Source organism: Micromonospora sp. A200 (genome assembly GCF_029893845.1).
Lineage (GTDB): Bacteria > Actinomycetota > Actinomycetes > Mycobacteriales > Micromonosporaceae > Micromonospora > Micromonospora purpureochromogenes.
Map to the genome: position 1 here is coordinate 145,950 of NZ_JARXXY010000017.1, position 16,052 is coordinate 162,001.

General features: G+C 72.6%; 13 protein-coding genes. 8 read left to right on the top strand and 5 right to left on the bottom strand.

Annotated features, from left to right (window positions below):
- Positions 1-49: 49 nt before the first annotated feature.
- The 5 genes from M2302_RS18455 to M2302_RS18475 all read left to right on the top strand — a co-directional run bounded on the left by M2302_RS18455 (position 50) and on the right by M2302_RS18475 (position 5,710).
- A complete protein-coding gene (locus tag M2302_RS18455; protein WP_280839104.1) occupies positions 50-2,569 on the top strand; it encodes a bifunctional diguanylate cyclase/phosphodiesterase in 2,520 nt (839 codons plus the stop codon).
- The gene (locus M2302_RS18460; RefSeq protein WP_280839105.1) at positions 2,566-3,861 is read left to right on the top strand and encodes a glycosyltransferase family 87 protein; all 1,296 of its coding nucleotides are present in this window, start codon (positions 2,566-2,568) and stop codon (positions 3,859-3,861) included. The genes M2302_RS18455 and M2302_RS18460 overlap by 4 nt, the downstream gene beginning before the upstream one ends.
- A 10-nt stretch (positions 3,862-3,871) precedes the next feature.
- Entirely contained in the window at positions 3,872-4,507 is a 636-nt protein-coding gene (locus tag M2302_RS18465; protein ID WP_154941091.1) for a phosphoribosyltransferase family protein, read from the top strand.
- A gap of 29 nt (positions 4,508-4,536) precedes the next feature.
- Positions 4,537-4,950, top strand: coding sequence for a zf-TFIIB domain-containing protein (locus tag M2302_RS18470; RefSeq protein WP_280839106.1), 414 nt, complete (start codon positions 4,537-4,539; stop codon positions 4,948-4,950).
- 76 nt (positions 4,951-5,026) lie between these two features.
- Complete coding sequence (locus M2302_RS18475; RefSeq protein WP_280839107.1) at positions 5,027-5,710, top strand: maleylpyruvate isomerase N-terminal domain-containing protein; 684 nt, start codon at positions 5,027-5,029, stop codon at positions 5,708-5,710.
- Positions 5,711-5,723: 13 nt separating this feature from the next.
- On the opposite strand, the gene dnaB is transcribed toward M2302_RS18475, so the two are convergent.
- A complete protein-coding gene (gene dnaB / locus M2302_RS18480; RefSeq protein WP_348529429.1) occupies positions 5,724-8,543 on the bottom strand; it encodes a replicative DNA helicase in 2,820 nt (939 codons plus the stop codon).
- 395 nt (positions 8,544-8,938) lie between these two features.
- Here dnaB and M2302_RS18485 point away from each other — a divergent pair, with 395 nt between their 5' ends.
- A complete protein-coding gene (locus tag M2302_RS18485; RefSeq protein WP_280839108.1) occupies positions 8,939-10,468 on the top strand; it encodes a hypothetical protein in 1,530 nt (509 codons plus the stop codon).
- 76 nt (positions 10,469-10,544) lie between these two features.
- On the opposite strand, the gene rplI is transcribed toward M2302_RS18485, so the two are convergent.
- The 4 genes from rplI to rpsF form a co-directional block, all read right to left on the bottom strand.
- Positions 10,545-10,991, bottom strand: a complete 447-nt coding sequence (gene rplI / locus M2302_RS18490) for a 50S ribosomal protein L9 (protein WP_154941082.1) — start codon at positions 10,989-10,991, stop codon at positions 10,545-10,547.
- A 14-nt stretch (positions 10,992-11,005) separates the two neighbouring features.
- Positions 11,006-11,245 carry a 30S ribosomal protein S18 gene (gene rpsR, locus M2302_RS18495; protein ID WP_007073789.1) on the bottom strand — a complete coding sequence of 80 codons (240 nt, stop codon included), beginning with the start codon at positions 11,243-11,245 and terminating at the stop codon, positions 11,006-11,008.
- A gap of 41 nt (positions 11,246-11,286) precedes the next feature.
- Positions 11,287-11,823: a single-stranded DNA-binding protein gene (locus tag M2302_RS18500; protein ID WP_179802407.1), complete on the bottom strand. Its 537-nt coding sequence runs from the start codon at positions 11,821-11,823 to the stop codon at positions 11,287-11,289.
- Between the two features lie 80 nt (positions 11,824-11,903).
- The gene (rpsF, locus tag M2302_RS18505; protein WP_210773971.1) at positions 11,904-12,194 is read right to left on the bottom strand and encodes a 30S ribosomal protein S6; all 291 of its coding nucleotides are present in this window, start codon (positions 12,192-12,194) and stop codon (positions 11,904-11,906) included.
- 641 nt (positions 12,195-12,835) lie between these two features.
- Here rpsF and M2302_RS18510 point away from each other — a divergent pair.
- Complete coding sequence (locus tag M2302_RS18510) at positions 12,836-13,618, top strand: deoxyribonuclease IV (RefSeq protein ID WP_280839109.1); 783 nt, start codon at positions 12,836-12,838, stop codon at positions 13,616-13,618.
- 5 nt (positions 13,619-13,623) lie between these two features.
- Complete coding sequence (locus M2302_RS18515) at positions 13,624-15,921, top strand: hypothetical protein (RefSeq protein ID WP_280839110.1); 2,298 nt, start codon at positions 13,624-13,626, stop codon at positions 15,919-15,921.
- The last annotated feature ends 131 nt before the right edge of the window (positions 15,922-16,052 follow it).

The window sequence follows — 16,052 nt, forward strand, 5'->3', positions numbered from 1 at the left end:
AGTAAACTTGCGGAGTGCACAACCATCGGTTACTGAATGAGGTCGATGGGTGACTCCACAACGACGGAGTGATGGGACCGATCGGCGGCTGCTGCCGCTAGTCGGTCTCGTCGTCTTTTTGGCGGCCGTCGCCACCATCGTGTCCGCGGTTCGTCTCGCCAACGACGAACCCAGGGTCGGCCCCGTCACCTGGCTGGCCCTGATCTCGCTGGTCGCCGCCGGCTTCACCGTCAAGGTGCGTATCCGGATCAGAGCCAACAACCACGACATCGCGTGGACCGAGACGGCAATCATCATCGGCCTCACCGTGGCCCCGACCTCGACCGTGGTCCTCGCCACGGGCTGCGCCCTCGTCCTGGTCACCACCCTCGCTCGAATCCCCGCCATCCGGGCCGCCTTCGGCGTCGGAAAGAACATGCTGGTGGCGACGGCGGCGGGCACGGTGCTGCACGCGAGCGGCTGGCAGGTGGGCGAAGAGAGCGTGCTGGCCACGATCCTGCCGCTGTCCCTCGCCTATCTGGCTGCGGTGCTGCTGGACGAGCTGGTCGCACTGCCGGTCATCGCGATCGCCTCCGGTGAACGGGTACAGGAACTGTTCCGCGAGGACTGGGAACTCCGGCTCGCCTTCGCGGTGGGCCGACTGGTGGTGGTCCTCGGGACGTTCCTCATCCTGCGCGGCGACAGCCGCCTGCTCATCGCCGTGCCACCCCTGATGCTCAGCCTCCACCTGCTGTACTCCAACCGGGTCAAGGCCCGCACCGAGCAGCAGGCCTGGCAGCGCCTCGCCCGCACCACGGACGCGCTGAACGTCGTCGACCTGGATAAGGTGCTCACCACCGCCGTCACTCAGGCCGCCGAACTCTTCTCCGCGGACGAGGTCGAGATAGAGCTGCGCGACGGCCCCCGCGCGGTTCGGGGTACCAGAGGTGGCATCGGTTACGACGGGCCCGCCGGGGACTTGAGCAGCGTCCAGGGCTCCGCCGTCTCCGCACCCTTGGAGGGGCACGACGGCAGCGCCGACGTGGGGGTGCTGCGGCTGCGCTTCCGGGGACCGGTCCAGCTCTCCGAGCGGGAGCAGTACACGCTGCGTACCTTCGCCTCGGCGCTGTGCACCGCGGTCCGCAACGCCCAGGCGTACGCCGAGCTGGCCCGGGTGGCCGCCGAACACGCGCACGCCGCCACCCACGACGCGCTGACCGGCCTGGCCAACCGGCGGCAACTGCTGGAGCGCGGCACCGAGCAGCTCAGCACTCGGCACGCCGAGGGGGTGACCGCGCTGGTGCTGATCGACCTCAACCACTTCAAAGAGGTCAACGACACCCTCGGCCACGCCGCCGGCGACCAGGTGCTGATGCAGGTCGCCGACCGGTTACGAGCCGCCGCGCAGGCCGAGGACCTGGTGGCCCGCCTCGGCGGCGACGAGTTCGCCGTACTGCTGCGCGGGCTGCCCGCCCCGGCCGTCGCCGCGCACCGGGCGGAGGCACTGATCGGCACCCTGCACCAGCCGTTGGACGTCGACGGCATGCGGATCAGCGTCGAGGCCAGCGGGGGCATCGCCGTGGCCCCCGCCAGCGGCGGCATGCCGGAGCTGCTGCGCCGCGCCGACGTGGCGATGTACCAGGCAAAGCGGGCCGGTCAGCGGGTCTCCACGTACGCGCCGACCCGCGACACCGCCGACCTCGGCCGGCTCACCCTCGGCGGCGAGCTGCCCCGCGCGGTGGCCGACCACGAGTTCACCGTCAACTTCCAGCCCATCGTGGACCTGGCCAGCGGCGAGGTCACCGGCGCGGAGGCGCTGGCCCGCTGGCACCACCCGACCCACGGCATGATCGACCCGCTGCGTTTCCTGGAGGCGGTGGAACGCTCCGGCCTGCTCCCCGCGTTCGCCGAGGCGATCCTCGACCAGGCGCTGCTCGCCGCCGTGAGCTGGCGGGCGGCCGGCTTCGACCTGCCGGTCTCGGTCAACGTCTCCCCGCGCAGCCTGCTCGACGCCCGCTTCCCCGGCGCGGTGCTGGCCCGGCTGCGCGCCCACGACCTCCCGCCCGACCGGCTGGTCCTGGAGCTGACCGAGACGCTGACGCTGAGCCAGCTCGACGTGGTCGACCGGGTGCTCAGCCGGCTGCGCGACTCCGGCGTCCGGCTGGCGCTGGACGACTTCGGCACCGGCTACTCCTCGCTCTCCCTGCTCTCCCGCATCCCGGTGCACGAGCTGAAGATCGACCGCAGCTTCGTCACCGCGATGGAGGGCTCGGCGGAGGCCGCGGCGGTCATCCGCTCGACCCTCGACCTCGGCCGCAGCCTCGACCTCACCGTGGTCGCCGAGGGAGTGGAGAGCGAGCCGCAGCGCCGGGCACTGTGGGAGCTGGGCTGCGCCGCCGGCCAGGGCCACCTCTTCGCCCGTCCGCTGCCGTCCGGCAGTCTCCTCGCCGCCCTGCAACGCGGCTCGGGCGGCCGGCCCGGCACCCTCGTCCCGCCGCTGCACGACACCGGCGCGGTCATCCGCCTCGCCCCCGGCCGCCGCCAGCCCGGCCGGAGCCGCCCGACGGGTCTGCCACACTTGCCGGCGTGACCGCCGCCTCCCGCACCTGGCGCGCCCTGGACTCCACCGCCGGCGGCCTCGCCCTCGACCTCGGTCTCTACACGGTCTCCGCCGCCTTCGCCGCGGTCACCGCCGCCACCTCCACCCTGGCGCCGCACCGGGCCTGGGGGAGCGTCGCCGCCGCCGGCTACCTGATCGCCGCGCTGCTGGTCGTCGACCAGCTCCTGCTCCGCGGTCGCCGCCCCGAGCTGGCCGGGGTGCCGGCGCGCTCGGCGGTCACCGCGCTGACCTGGGCGACCACCGCCCTGCTGCCGCTGGTGATCCAGAGCATCCAGCGGGCGTCGGGGCGTACCGACCGGGCGCAGGAGGAGGTGGTGGTCATCGAGCACGCCGGCATCCGGCTCGCCGAGCACGGCACTCCCTACCTGGGGCCCGACGCGATCGCCGCGCTCCCCGTCGACGAACGGCTGCTCGGCTACACGCCGTACCAGCCGGGGATGGCGCTGTTCGGGCTGCCCCGGGCCGGCGTGGACACCTGGTGGACCGACTCCCGGGTGTGGTTCGCGCTGGTCACCGCGCTGGCGCTGGCCGTCGCGGTGGTCGCGCTGCGCGCCGCCGGCCGCCCCTCGGCGGGCCGCCCCCACCCGGCCGCGGTGCTGCGCGGCGTACAGGCCGCGACCGTGCTGCCGATCTGCGCCCTCACCCTGGCCACCGGCGGCGACGACCTGCCCGTACTCGCGCTCTGCCTGCTGGCGCTGGCGTGCGCCGCCGCCAGCCGGCCCGGCGCGGCCGGCGTGGCGGTCGGGCTCGCCGGCGCGTTGAAGCTCTTCGCCTGGCCGGTCGCCCTGGTCCTGATCCTCTGGGGCGCCACCCGGCGCGCCGGGCTCCGGGTCGCCGTCGGCGCGCTCGGCCTACCGGTGCTCGCCCTGGTCCCGGCGATGCTGGTCGACCGGGACGCGCTGGTGGAGAACGTGCTGCGGTTCCCGCTCGGCCACGGGCTGGTGACCAGCCCCGCCCAGTCCCCCTTCCCCGGGCATCTGATCGCGACCGGACTGCCCGGCGGTCGGGTGATCGCCGCGACGCTGCTCGTCGCCGCTGGCGTGGGGATCGCCTTCCGACTGCTGCGCCACCCGCCCGGCACCGCCACCGCCACCGCGCTGATCTGCGGATACGGCCTGCTGGCGGCCATCCTGCTGATGCCCACCACCCGCTTCGGCTACCTGCTCTACCCACTCGCCCTGCTCGTCTGGGCACCCGCGCTGACCGGACAGCCGACCACCGTTTCGCCGGAGTCGCCGACACCGGCCCTCCCCAGGGCGTAGACCTGAGGACATGAGCAGCACCTACCGCGATCGTGAGGATGCCGGCCGACAGCTCGCCGAACGGCTGACCGGCCTGGTCGGAGAACCCGACGTCATCGTGCTGGGGCTGGTCCGGGGCGGTGTGCCGGTGGCCCGGGTGATCGCCGACCGGCTCGGCGCGCCCCTGGACGTCCTGGTGGTCCGCAAGCTCGGCATGCCCTGGGCGCCCGAGGTCGCCTTTGGCGCACTCGGCCCCGGCGGGGTCCGGGTGCTCAACGACGTGGTCGCCGCCCGGCTCGGTCCCGACGACGTCGCCGACGTGCAGCGCCGGGAACAGGCCGAACTGGAACGCCGGGAGGCCCGCTACCGAGCCGGCCGACCACCGCTGGACCTCACCGGCCGGACCGCCGTCATCGTCGACGACGGGCTGGCCACCGGCGCGACGGCCCGGGCCGCCGTCCAGGTCGCCCGCCACCTCGGCGCCCGCCGGGTCGTCGTCGCGGTGCCGGTCGGCTCCCAGGAGGCGTACGAGATGCTGGCCGCCGAGGCCGACCAGGTGATCTGCGCCCAGCGCCCGCCGGAGTTCGGCGCGGTCGGCGCCTACTACGAGGACTTCCACGAGGTCTCCGACGACGAGGTCAACGAAGCGCTGATCGCCACCGCCTGAACCTCGCGCCGACGGGGTACGGTCGAGCGATGCAGCTCACCTGTCCCAAGTGTCACGGAGACATGCGCCAGTACGAGCGCAGCGGAGTCGTCATCGACCAGTGCACCGAGTGTCGGGGGATCTTCCTCGACCGCGGTGAACTCGAGAAGCTGTTCGAGGCCGAGGCGAACTGGAACCAGCAGCAGGCCGCCCCGGCACCCGGGCAGCCCGCGGGCCACGGCCCCGCCCAGCCCGGCCACGTCGCCGGCGGGTACGCCCCGCCTCCGCCGCCGCCCCCGCACCAGCCGGGCTACCCGGCCGCGCCGCCCCCGCCGCCGCACGCGCCGGCCTACCCGCCGCAGCCGGCGTACGGCCACAGCGGGCACCAGCAGCAGCACCACGGCTACCACGGGCACTACAAGCGCAAGAAGCACAAGAGCTTCCTCGACGAGATGTTCGGCTGACCGCCACCGGGGCCGGGGCACCCGCCCCGGCCCTTCCGCCCTGCCGATCCGGGCGGCCCGTGGCAGGCTCCCCCTCATGACGTCGATCGCGCAGCACGAGGCGCTCGCTCAGGCGTACGAGGGGATCACCGCCGTGGTCGCCGGGCGGGCCGACGCCGACCTGCAACGGCCCACCCGCTGCCGGGGCTGGCTCGTCGCCGACCTGCTCTTCCACGTGCTCTGCGACGCCCAGCGCGCCCTGGTCGCCCTGGCCAGCCCCGCCGACGGGCCGCCCGACGTGGACGACGTCAGCTACTGGCGTTCCTTCCCGCCCGGCGGGGACGGCGAGGACGCCGTCCGGCACGCCTGGTGGGCCCGCCGCTCCGCCGCCGCCTTCGACCGCCCCAGCGGGGTGGTCCGGCTCTGGTCCGACACCGCCCCCGCCGCCGTGCGCGCCGCCACCGCCGCCGACCCGGCCGGCTGCGTCAGCACCCAGGGGCACGTGCTGCGCGTACCCGACTTCCTGGCCACGCTGACCACCGAGGCCGTCATCCACCACCTGGACCTGGTACTCGACCTGCCCGACGCGCCGCCGCCCGGGCCGCTCGCCTGCCGCGTCGCGGTGACCACGGTGGACGGGCTGCTCAGCGACGACGCGGTCCGCCCGAGCGACTGGGACGACGCCGGGTACCTGCTCAAGGCCGCCGGCCGCGAGCGGCTCACCGACCGGGACCGCGCTGCGCTGGGCGAGGCCGCCGGGTGGTTCCCGCTGCTCGGCTGAACTGCGGCGACGGTCAGACGATCGCCATGTCGACGAAGCGAGAGAGGTGCAGCTGGGCGGCGACGGTGATGCTGTCGGTGGGCCCATTTCTGTGCTTAGCAACAATAAAGTCCGCCTCGCCAGCCCGCGGTGACTCCTTGTCGTAGTAGTCGTCCCGGTGCAGCAGGATGACAACGTCGGCATCTTGCTCAATTGACCCAGACTCGCGCAGATCAGACAATTGTGGCCGCTTGTCGGTGCGCTGCTCGGGGCCACGGTTCAACTGGCTCACCGCGATCACCGGGCACTCGACCTCCTTGGCCAACAGCTTCAGGCCACGGGAGAGGTCCGCGACCTCCTGCTGACGGCTCTCGGTCCGCTTCGGTGAGGTCATCAGCTGGAGATAGTCGACCACGATCATCTTGAGGTCGTGCTTCTGCTTGAGCCGGCGCGCCTTCGCCCGGATCTCCATCAGGTTCATGCTCGGCGTGTCGTCGACGAAGAGCGGTGCCTCGCTGATCTCGCCCATGCAGCGGGCCAGCTTGGTCCAGTCGTCGTCGGAAAGTTGGCCGCTGCGGAGCACGTGCAGCGGAACCCGCGCCTCGGCCGAGAGCAGTCGCATGACGATCTCGACCTTGCTCATTTCCAGCGAGAAGATCGCCGCCGCCTGGTTGGCGCGGATGGCCGCGTTTCGGGCGAAGTCCATGCTGGCGGTGCTGTTGTGCGTCGGGATCATCGACCTGCCGGCCAGGTACAGGTGCTCCGGGTTGTCCACGGTCACGCAGCGGACCGGCACGCTGGGCACCGGCCGCACGTCCACGATGTAGCGGGAGGTGGTCCGGACGTCGGACGCTGTCCGGCGCCGTGCGGCGTGGGCGGACCGCTTCCGCTCCAACCGGAAGACCGTGTCGGGCGTGGAGAAGTTCAGCGTGTACCCGATGGACGACGCGGCGCTGCGGCCGCGTACCGGTTTCTCGTTGACCGTGCAGCGGTATCCGAGGCTCACGATCAGCTCGCGGACGCCCTCCGCCAGCCGCTTCGACGTCGAGGTGTACTGCAGGTTGCCGTTGGGGGCGACCGTCCCGTCGGTGTCCATCAGGCCGGCGAGCAGGGCGCGCCGCTGGGCCTCCGACGCCCGCAGGTACTCCTGCGGGATGTGCTTCTCCGGCGACACCCCGAGAGCCCGGAGCAGCGCGCGGAACGATCCGTGCCGCCCGTGGCACTCGGCGCACCGCCGCGTCGACGGATTCTCCCGAAGGGCGCGGGTGGACGAGCCGCAGTCGACGCAGCGCCGGTCGGCCGGAGCGGGCACCTCGGGGAGCACGATGGTGTAGATCAGCGGGCCGCTCGGACGCACCACGAACCCGTCCCGCACGACGTGCTCGACCAACTCCGGGTCGGCGGTGGTGAAACGGCTCGCGTCGGAGTGCCCGTCCCCCAGCCAGACCCCGAGCGTGTACGGCGGGATCGGCAGCTCCCGCTCCGGCAGTTGCAACGGAGCGGCGTTCTCGACGGCGTGGTTGAGCCGGCCGTCCCCGCCGGTACGCAACGTCGCCGCGATCTCGGCGGTGGTGACGACACCGTCGTGCCGGACCCGGGCACCGGCGTTGACTGGGCGTTCGGCGCGCTCCCGAAGCCTGGTCAGGAGCGGGCCGGCCGGGTAGCCCGGAGCCGTCCAGTTTCGTGTGTTGCCCGCCCGGATGACCGGTCGGCTGACCCGGCCGTTGACGCCGACCTCACGCGCGACGGTGTGCAGCACGTTCTTGAACTCGGGGCCGACGAGTTCGAGGGTCTGCGCGAGGGTGACCGGTCGCCGAGGCTCGGCACCGGCGGCCGCCTCCGCCGCACGGACCTTCGCCAGGGACGACTGCGGCCAGTGCGACCGGAGTCGCGGCTCGGGCTGACGGCGGCTGGCCCGGGTGGTGGTCTTCCACAGGTGCTCGGCGTCGGCCACGATGACGCTGCCGTCGGAGAACTCGACCTCGTAGCAGGGACGGTCGTACCGGACGTCGAAGGCGGCGGTGATCGTCGTCGGCCGCCCGTCGGCGGCGATCAGCTGGTCGCCGACCTGAACCTCGCCCATGGTGGTCCAGCCGTCCGGCGTCGGCAGCGGGGTGTCCAGAGCGAGCGCCTTACCCAGACCGGGCCGGCCGGCCACGATGATGAGCTGCCCCGGGTGCAGGCCGTTGAGCAGCCGGTCCAGGTCGGTGAAGCCGGTCGGCACGCCGGTCATCACCCCGCCCTGCGCCCCGACCGCCTCGATCTCGTCGAGCGTCGGCTGGAGCATGTCGGCCAGCACCGCGAAGTCCTCGCTGACCCGGCGCTCGGTGATCTCGTAGACCGCCTGCTGCGCGAGGTCGACCACGTCGTCGACGTCCCGGCTACCGCCAGCAGCGGTGCCGTAGCCGAGCTGCACGATCCGCGTGCCGGCCTCGACCAGCCGACGAAGCACCGCGCGCTCGCCGACGATCCGGGCGTAGTACGCGGCGTTCGCTGCTGTCGGCACTGCGGCCATGCAGGTGTGCAGATAGGGGGCGCCGCCGATCCGGGCGAGATCGCCGGAGTCGGCCAGGGCGGCAGCGACGGTGATCCCGTCGGCCGGCTCACCCCGGCCGTAAATGTCCAGGATGGCGTCGAAGATGGTGGCGTGCACCGGCCGGTAGAAGTCGCTCGACTTTAGGATCTCCACGACGTCGGCGATGGCGTCCTTGGAGAGCAGCATGCCGCCGATGACGCACTGCTCGGCGGCGACGTCCTGCGGCGGGGTCTTGTCGAACTGCCCGTCGCGCTGCGCCGGTGCGGACGCCTGCCCGCCGGCTCGGGGCTCCGCCCGCATGTCGTCGGTGACCGACACGGATCCCCCTCCACTGCGTCGGGTCGATACCAGCTCTACCGGCCGGGTGCGACAACTTCCGATCGACCCGGCCGGTCGATCGGGGGCGATCGCGCGACCGGTCGGTGCCCCACGATACGGAACCCGAGGTCAGACCCCAACCAGGCCGGTGGACGAGCCTCGGGACAACCTGTGGATGGAGTGGACGAGCATGTGCGCAGCGTGTGCACAGGTTGTGGAAAACCGGTGGGGAATTCTGGGCCGATCGGCGCTGACCTGCGGAAACATCGTCCCCACCCTGTGGACGGGTATTTTCCGGTAAGGCTTTGGGTTCGGATTTCCCGTACTATCTGCTGGGAACGGCTACACCTGGACAGCGGATTGCGCTTTCGGTTGAGAAGGGTCACGCTCCGGCCGTGAGTTACCGGGACTGGGAGCGCGGGGAGGGCAGCCCGCGCGAGCGTCAGCCGGTCGCCCCGTGGGACGACTTCGGCGAGGCTGTCCCGGCCGATCCCTACCGGTACGCGGGCGAGGGCTACCGCACCCCCAGCCGACGGCGAGCAGTCGAGCGCGGCCAGCAGGAGCCGGTCGACTCCTACCTGCCGCGCTGGGCCGTCGAGTCGGGCATCGCCCACGCCGACGGCCGGGGCCGGCACGCCGCGCCGGACGACGACGAGTACGACGACCGCCCGATCTCCGGGGGCGGGCGGCGCAGCTGGGGCGAGCCCCGGGCGATCGGCGCCGCGGCCGAGTCCGACCACACTCGGGAGTGGACCTTCGACCGTCCGCAGGAGCAGGGGTACGTCGGGAGCCGGCGCGCCGACTCCGTGGAGGACGAGCCGGTCTCCGGTGCCGCGCCGACGCCCCGTCCACGCCGGTCGGCCTCGCGCCGTCCGCAGGTGATCTGGTCGGGTGTCGAGGAGTCCGACGAGGAGCCGGCCGCGCGGGAGGTGGAGCGGCCGACCCGGCGCAGCCGGCGCGCCTCGGCCGACGCCTGGTCCCGCCCGGCGGTCGACCCGTGGAGCCGTACCGAGCCGGTGGCGGAGCCGGAACCGGAGTACCGGCCGGCGGTGGACCCGTGGGACGCCTCCGGGGTGCACGCCTGGCAGCGCTCGGGCCCCGAGGACCGCTGGGACGCCGCCGGTGGGGCCACCCGGTGGGATCAGGGCGACAGCACCGGCCAGTGGGACCGGTTCACCGACACCGGGCAGTGGGACGCTGGCGACCTGGCCCGGCGGGACCGGTACGAGGAGCCGAGCCGGTGGGAGGACCGCACCGACGTCAGCCGCTGGGACCGTACCGAGCCGCCGCGGTCGGCGGAGCCGGTGACCGGTGAGAGTTGGTCGTGGCCGGAGCAGCCGGACGGGTTCTGGTCGGGCACGCGGCTGGCCGGGGACGATCCGCGGTGGATGGACCCGCCGTCGTCGGCGCCCCGGTCGCCGGCGGTTGCCTACACCGCACCGCGGCCACGCCCGTCTCCCCGTCGTCGCCTGGAGCCGGCCGCGCCGGTCGCCGCGGCGTCGTGGCGTGACCGGATCGATTCGGTCGGCGGCGGGGTGTGGAACCGGCGCCTGGAGGACGACCTGCTGGACCCGGATCCGGGTGGTCCGCTGCGTCCGCTGCTCTACACCGCCGCCTGCTATCTGGTGCCGGCGGCGCTGGTCTTCGGGTGGCTGCTGACCCTGGACGGCCAGGCGCCGGCGGGGTGCGTGACGGACATCAGCGGCGGCGGCTGCGATTCGCCGCGGGCGCACGCCTTCGCGTCGCTGGTGGCCGGGGCGCCGCGCTTCGGGCTGGCGCTGGTGAGCAGCCTCGTCGTCGCGGGGTTGCTGCGCCGGGTGGGCACGACCTGGCGGTCGGCGACGGTGGCGCTGGCCGCGGCGGTGGTCGGTGGGGGCCTGTCCACCGTCATGATCAGCGCGGTGACCGGCCAGCCGATCGGCTGAGCCCGCCGCTACGAGGGCGCATGCGAAAGGGCCTGCACCGGAGTCCGGTGCGGGCCCTTTCGTCGTGCGGTGGGTGTCAGCCCTGAACGACGTTGAGGTCGAACTTGGCGGTCACCTCGGGGTGCAGCTTGACCCGCACCGGGTAGGAGCCGGTCGACTTGATGTGACCGGGCAGCTCCAGCCGACGACGGTCGAGGGTCGGGCCGCCGGCCGCCTTGACGGCGTCGACGATCTCGGCCGAGGTGACCGAGCCGAAGAGCCGACCGCCGTCACCGGCGCGGGCCTTCAGGTTGACCTTCAGACCCTCGAGCTGGTCCTTGACCTCGTTGGCGTGGCCGAGGTCGCGGATCTCGCGGGCCGAGCGGGCCCGCTTGATGACCGTGACCTGCTTCTCCGCACCCTTGGTCCAGCTGATCGCGAAGCCCTGCGGCAGCAGGTAGTTACGGCCGTAGCCGTTCTTGACCTCGACGATGTCGCCGGGGGCACCGAGACCGGAAACTTCCTGGGTCAGGATGATCTTCATGTCGGTGCCTCCTCTCAGCGGGCCGTGGCGGTGTACGGCAGGAGCGCCATCTCACGGGCGTTCTTGACCGCACGGGCGATCTGCCGCTGCTGCTGCGAGGTCACGCCGGTCACCCGCCGAGCGCGGATCTTGCCGCGGTCGGAGATGAACTTGCGCAGCAGCGCGGTGTCCTTGTAGTCGATGTAGGTGATCCCGTCCTTGTCGAGCGGGTTCACCTTCTTCTTCGGCTTGCGAAGTGCCGCAGCCTTGGCCATTGCTCGTGCTCCTGGTTTGCGATCGCGGGCGCTCGGCGCCATTAGAACGGGGGCTCCTCGTCGAAGTTGCCGCCGCCCGAACCGGAGCGCGACGGAGACGGCGCGGCCGAAGCCCAGGGGTCGTCGAAGTTGCCTCCGCCGCCACCCTGGCCACCACCGCCACCAGAACCGAAGCCACCGCCGCCGCCACCCGAGCGCGACATCTTCTGCACCTTCGCCGTGGCGTAGCGCAGCGACGGGCCGATCTCGTCGACCTCGAGCTCGATGACGGTGCGCTTCTCACCCTCGCGGGTCTCGTACGACCGCTGACGCAGCCGACCCGAGACGATCACGCGGGCGCCCCGCTGGAGCGACTCGGCGACGTGCTCCGCCGCCTGCCGCCACACGGTGCAGGCCAGGAAGAGCGGCTCGCCGTCCTTCCACTCGCCGGAGGCCTTGTCCATGAACCGGGGCGTCGAAGCGACCCGGAACTTGGCGACCGCCGCACCGGACGGGGTGAACCGCAACTCGGGGTCATCGGTCAGGTTGCCGATGACCGTGATGGTGGTGTCTCCTGCCATGACCATCTCCTCGCGCACTCATCTGCTCTGCCGTACAGGCTCTCAGAGCCCTCTGACAGCGCCGATGAGGCTGATCCGGGCGAACCGGGATTGAATGCTTAGCGCATCTCCGGCCGGATGACCTTGGTGCGCAGCACGGACTCGTTGAGCCGCAGCTGACGGTCCAGCTCGGCCACCGCCTCGGGCGTCGCCTGGAGGTCGATGACGGCGTAGATGCCCTCGGGCTTCTTGTTGATCTCGTACGCGAGGCGCCGGCGGCCCCACACGTCGGTCTTCTCCACCGAGCCACCCGCGGTCCGGATCACGTTCAGGTACGTGTCGAGCGACGGGGCGACGGTGCGCTCCTCGAGGCTGGGGTCGAGGATCACCATGACTTCGTAATGACGCAAGACGTGCTCACCTCCTGTGGGCTATGCGGCCACGGTCCTTCCGTGGCAGGAGGTCGTGCGTCGCTGCCGCTTCCGGGATCGGGGGGACCCGGCCGGACGCGGACAACCGGACCAGGATACCCGGTCCGGACGATCATGCCCGGGCAGGTCGGACCCCGCGGCCGGGCGTGGCGACAGGGGCCCGCCCCGACGCCCGAAGGCCGGTGGCGGACCCCTGTCCACATGGACCGCGGGGCGTCCCGTCCGCATTCCTTGGGTGGGACCTGGGGAGGAACGACCACACCGATGAGGTTGGATCGAGGACGCCCCGCGGAGCTCTTTCCTGTTGTTATCCGACGGTACAACGGCTCTCGTCACTAGTTGGTGGAAATGCAACTATTAGTCCGAGATTCCTGTTGGTGGTCGGTGGACCAAATCGGGCGGGTCCCGCCCCCGACGTGCCGGGCCGCACGACGGGGGGTGACCCCGCACCGGGATCGACCATGGTGCCCCTGGCCCTGCAGGCCGGAAGAGCCCGGCATCGATCCCACCCGGGTAAACGAACGCCCGCCCCGACGGTGACGCGAGCGGGCGGCATCCGGTGCCCCGACTCCCCGCCTCCGTCACCCCGAGCGTCGGGGATGCGACGTAGGCTCGCCTGCATGCGTATCGGAGCCCACGTCGACCAGGCCGACCCGTTGGCGGAGGCGGCCGCCCGTTCCGCCGAGGCGGTGCAGTTCTTCCTCTCCGACCCGCAGGGTTGGAAGGCCCCGAAACCCCGCGAGGACGCGGCCCGGCTGCGCGCCGCCGAGGTGGACCTCTACGTCCACGCCCCATACGTGATCAACGTGGCCACCCTGAACAACCGGATCCGGATTCCCAGCCGCAAGCTGCTGCTCGGGCACGCGGCCGCGGCGGCGGAGATCGGCGCCAAGGGGCTGATCGTGCACGGCGGGCACGTCAACGCCGGTGACGACCTCGCCGTCGGCTTCGACAACTGGCGCAAGACCTTCGCGTACGCGGCGGACTCCGGTGGCTTCCCGGTGCCGGTGCTGATCGAGAACACCGCCGGCGGTGACAACGCCTGCGCCCGACGGCTCGACGCACTGGCCCGGCTCTGGGACGCCGTTGGCGACCACGAGGTCGGCTTCTGCCTGGACACCTGCCACGCGTACGCGGGCGGCGAGGAACTGCTCGACCTGGTCGACCGGGTCAAGGCGATCACCGGTCGGATCGACCTGGTCCACGCCAACAACTCCAAGGGCGGCTTCAACTCCGGGCAGGACCGGCACGACAACCTCGATGGCGGCACGATCGACCCGGACCTGGTGGTCGCGGTGATCCGCGCCGCCGGCGCGCCGGTGATCGTGGAGACGCCCGGCGGGGCCGCGGGTCAGGGGGCGGACATCGCCTTCCTGCGGGACAAGCTCGCCACGGGGGCCTGACCCGGATGACCACGAACGCGACCGGCGGCGCCCAGCCGACCGGGCAGACCAACGGGCCCGACGAGCAGGGCAGTACGCCCCCGGGCGGCACTGCTGAAGACGGCGCCGCCGACGCGACGGCCACCACGAAGACCCCGGGTACGGGCGACGCCACCGACGCGAAGTCCACGACCACGGACACCGCGAAAACCCCGGGAACAGGCGACGCCACCAACGCGAAGTCGACAACCACGAACGCGAAAACCTCAGGGACGGGCGGCCCCGCCGACGCGGAATCCACGACCACGGACGCCGCGAAGACCACCACCGGCGACACCGACGCGGACAACCCCGCCGACGGGAAGCCCGCGACCACGGGCACGGCGAAGACCACCATCGGCGACACCGCCAAGGACGACCCGACCGACGGGAAGCCCGCGACCACGGACACCGCCAAGACCACCACCGGCGACGCCGGGAAGAGCGGCGCCACCGACGCCAAGGCCGCGAGCGACGGCGATGAGAAGAAGGACGGCGACGGAGAGCCGCGGGACCGCTGGTCGGCGTTCGCTCCGGCGCCCGACCCGGTGCCGGGGCGTCCGCGCCGCGCGGCGCGCGCCGTCGGTCGGCTCCTGGTCCACGAGTGGACGCTGGCCACCCTGGCCGCGCTGGCCCTGGCCGTCGGCATGACCTGGCCGACGCTGCGCTACCCGCTCTACACGCTGCCGCAGGACTACTGGGACCCGAGCCTGCAGGCCTGGCAGATGGCCTGGTCGGGGCACGCCCTGCGGACCGAGCCGGCCCAGTTGTTCCACTCCAACACGTTCTTCCCGGAGCAGTGGAGCTTCGCCTTCTCCGACATGCTGCTCGGCTACGCCCCGGCCGGCATGATCGGCACCGGTCCCGAGGCGGCCGTGCTGCGTTACAACATCATGTTCGTGCTGGCCCACGCGTTGGCCACGCTCGGGGCTTACGCGCTGGCCCGGCAGCTGGGAGCGGGCCGCGCGGGGGCCGCGGTGGCCGGGGTCAGCTACACGTACGCCCCGTGGCTGCTCGCCCAGGCGGGGCACCTGCACATCGTCTCCAACGGCGGTATCCCGCTGGCGCTGGCCATGCTGGCCCGGGGTCACGGCTGGTCGCTGCGGTACGGCTACCGCCCGGAACGGCGGCACGAGGGCTGGACGTACACCGGGTGGCTGGTGGCGGCCTGGCAGCTCAGCCTGGGCTTCGGGATCGGCCTGCCGTTCGCGTACGTCCTGGCCGGCATCGTGCTGGTCGCGGCCACGACCTGGTTCCTGCGGCGCTGGGTCCTCCGGCCGGTGAAGCGTCCGTTCGGCACCCGACTGTTCGTCGCGGACCTGGTCGGCGGGCTGATCTTCGCCGGCGTCGGCGCGCTGCTGGCCATCCCCTACTTCAAGGTCGCGGAGCTGCACCCCAACGCGGCCCGCACGCTCGGCGACATCGGGGTCTACTCGCCGCCGGCGCTGGGCTTCTTCACCGCCCCGTCGGAGTCCCGGGTCTGGGGTGAGCTGCACGAGGCGGCACGCGCGACGCTGCCCTGGCACCCCGAGATGACGCTGCTGCCCGGCTTCGTGCTCTACGCCCTGGCCGCCGGGGGCCTCTTCTTCTCGGTCTGGAAGCTGCGGCAGCGGCTGCTGCTGCTCGCCGGGGTGCTGGTCACCATGGTGCTGGCCATGGGCACCCGGTTCTTCGACGGCACCTTCACCTACGGCCTGCTCTTCGAGCACCTTCCGGGCTGGAACGGGCTGCGCACCCCGGGGCGGATGATGCTCTGGACGACGCTGCTGCTCGGCCTGCTCGCGGCCGGCGCGGTGAGCGCCTTCGCCGACCGGGTCGGCGAGATCGCCGCGGAGCGTGCCCCGTACCGGCCGTCGCCGTGGCTGCGGGTGGCCGCGGTGGTACCGGTGCTGCTGGTCCTGCTGGAGGGGTTGAACGTCACTCCGCACCCGGTGGTCCCGGAGCAGCCGGTGGCGATGCGGACCGTGGACGGCCCGATGCTGGTGCTGCCGAGCAGCCAGAACCTCGACCAGCCGGTGATGCTCTGGTCCACCAGCACCTTCCCGGACCTGGTCAACGGGGGCAGTGGCTTCACCCCCACCCAGCTCGACGACGTGCGCCGGGTGACGCTGGCCTTCCCCGACCAGACCAGCGTCGACTACCTGCGCACGCTCGGCGTCCGCAACGTGGTGCTGCTGCGCGACCAGATCGTCGGCACCCCGTGGGAGGTCACCGTCAACGCGCCGGTCGACCAGCTCGGCATCACCCGCGAGGAGGTCGGCGACGCCGTGGTGTTCCGTCTCTGACGCCGGCTCGGGTGGGGTTTTCGGGGGGGGGGGGGCGGCGGCCGGGGGGGGGGGGGGGGGGGGGGGGCGGGGGCCGGGCACCCGCAAAACCTCGCGCGCCGGGGGGGCGTCGGTCATCGTGGGTGGAGGGG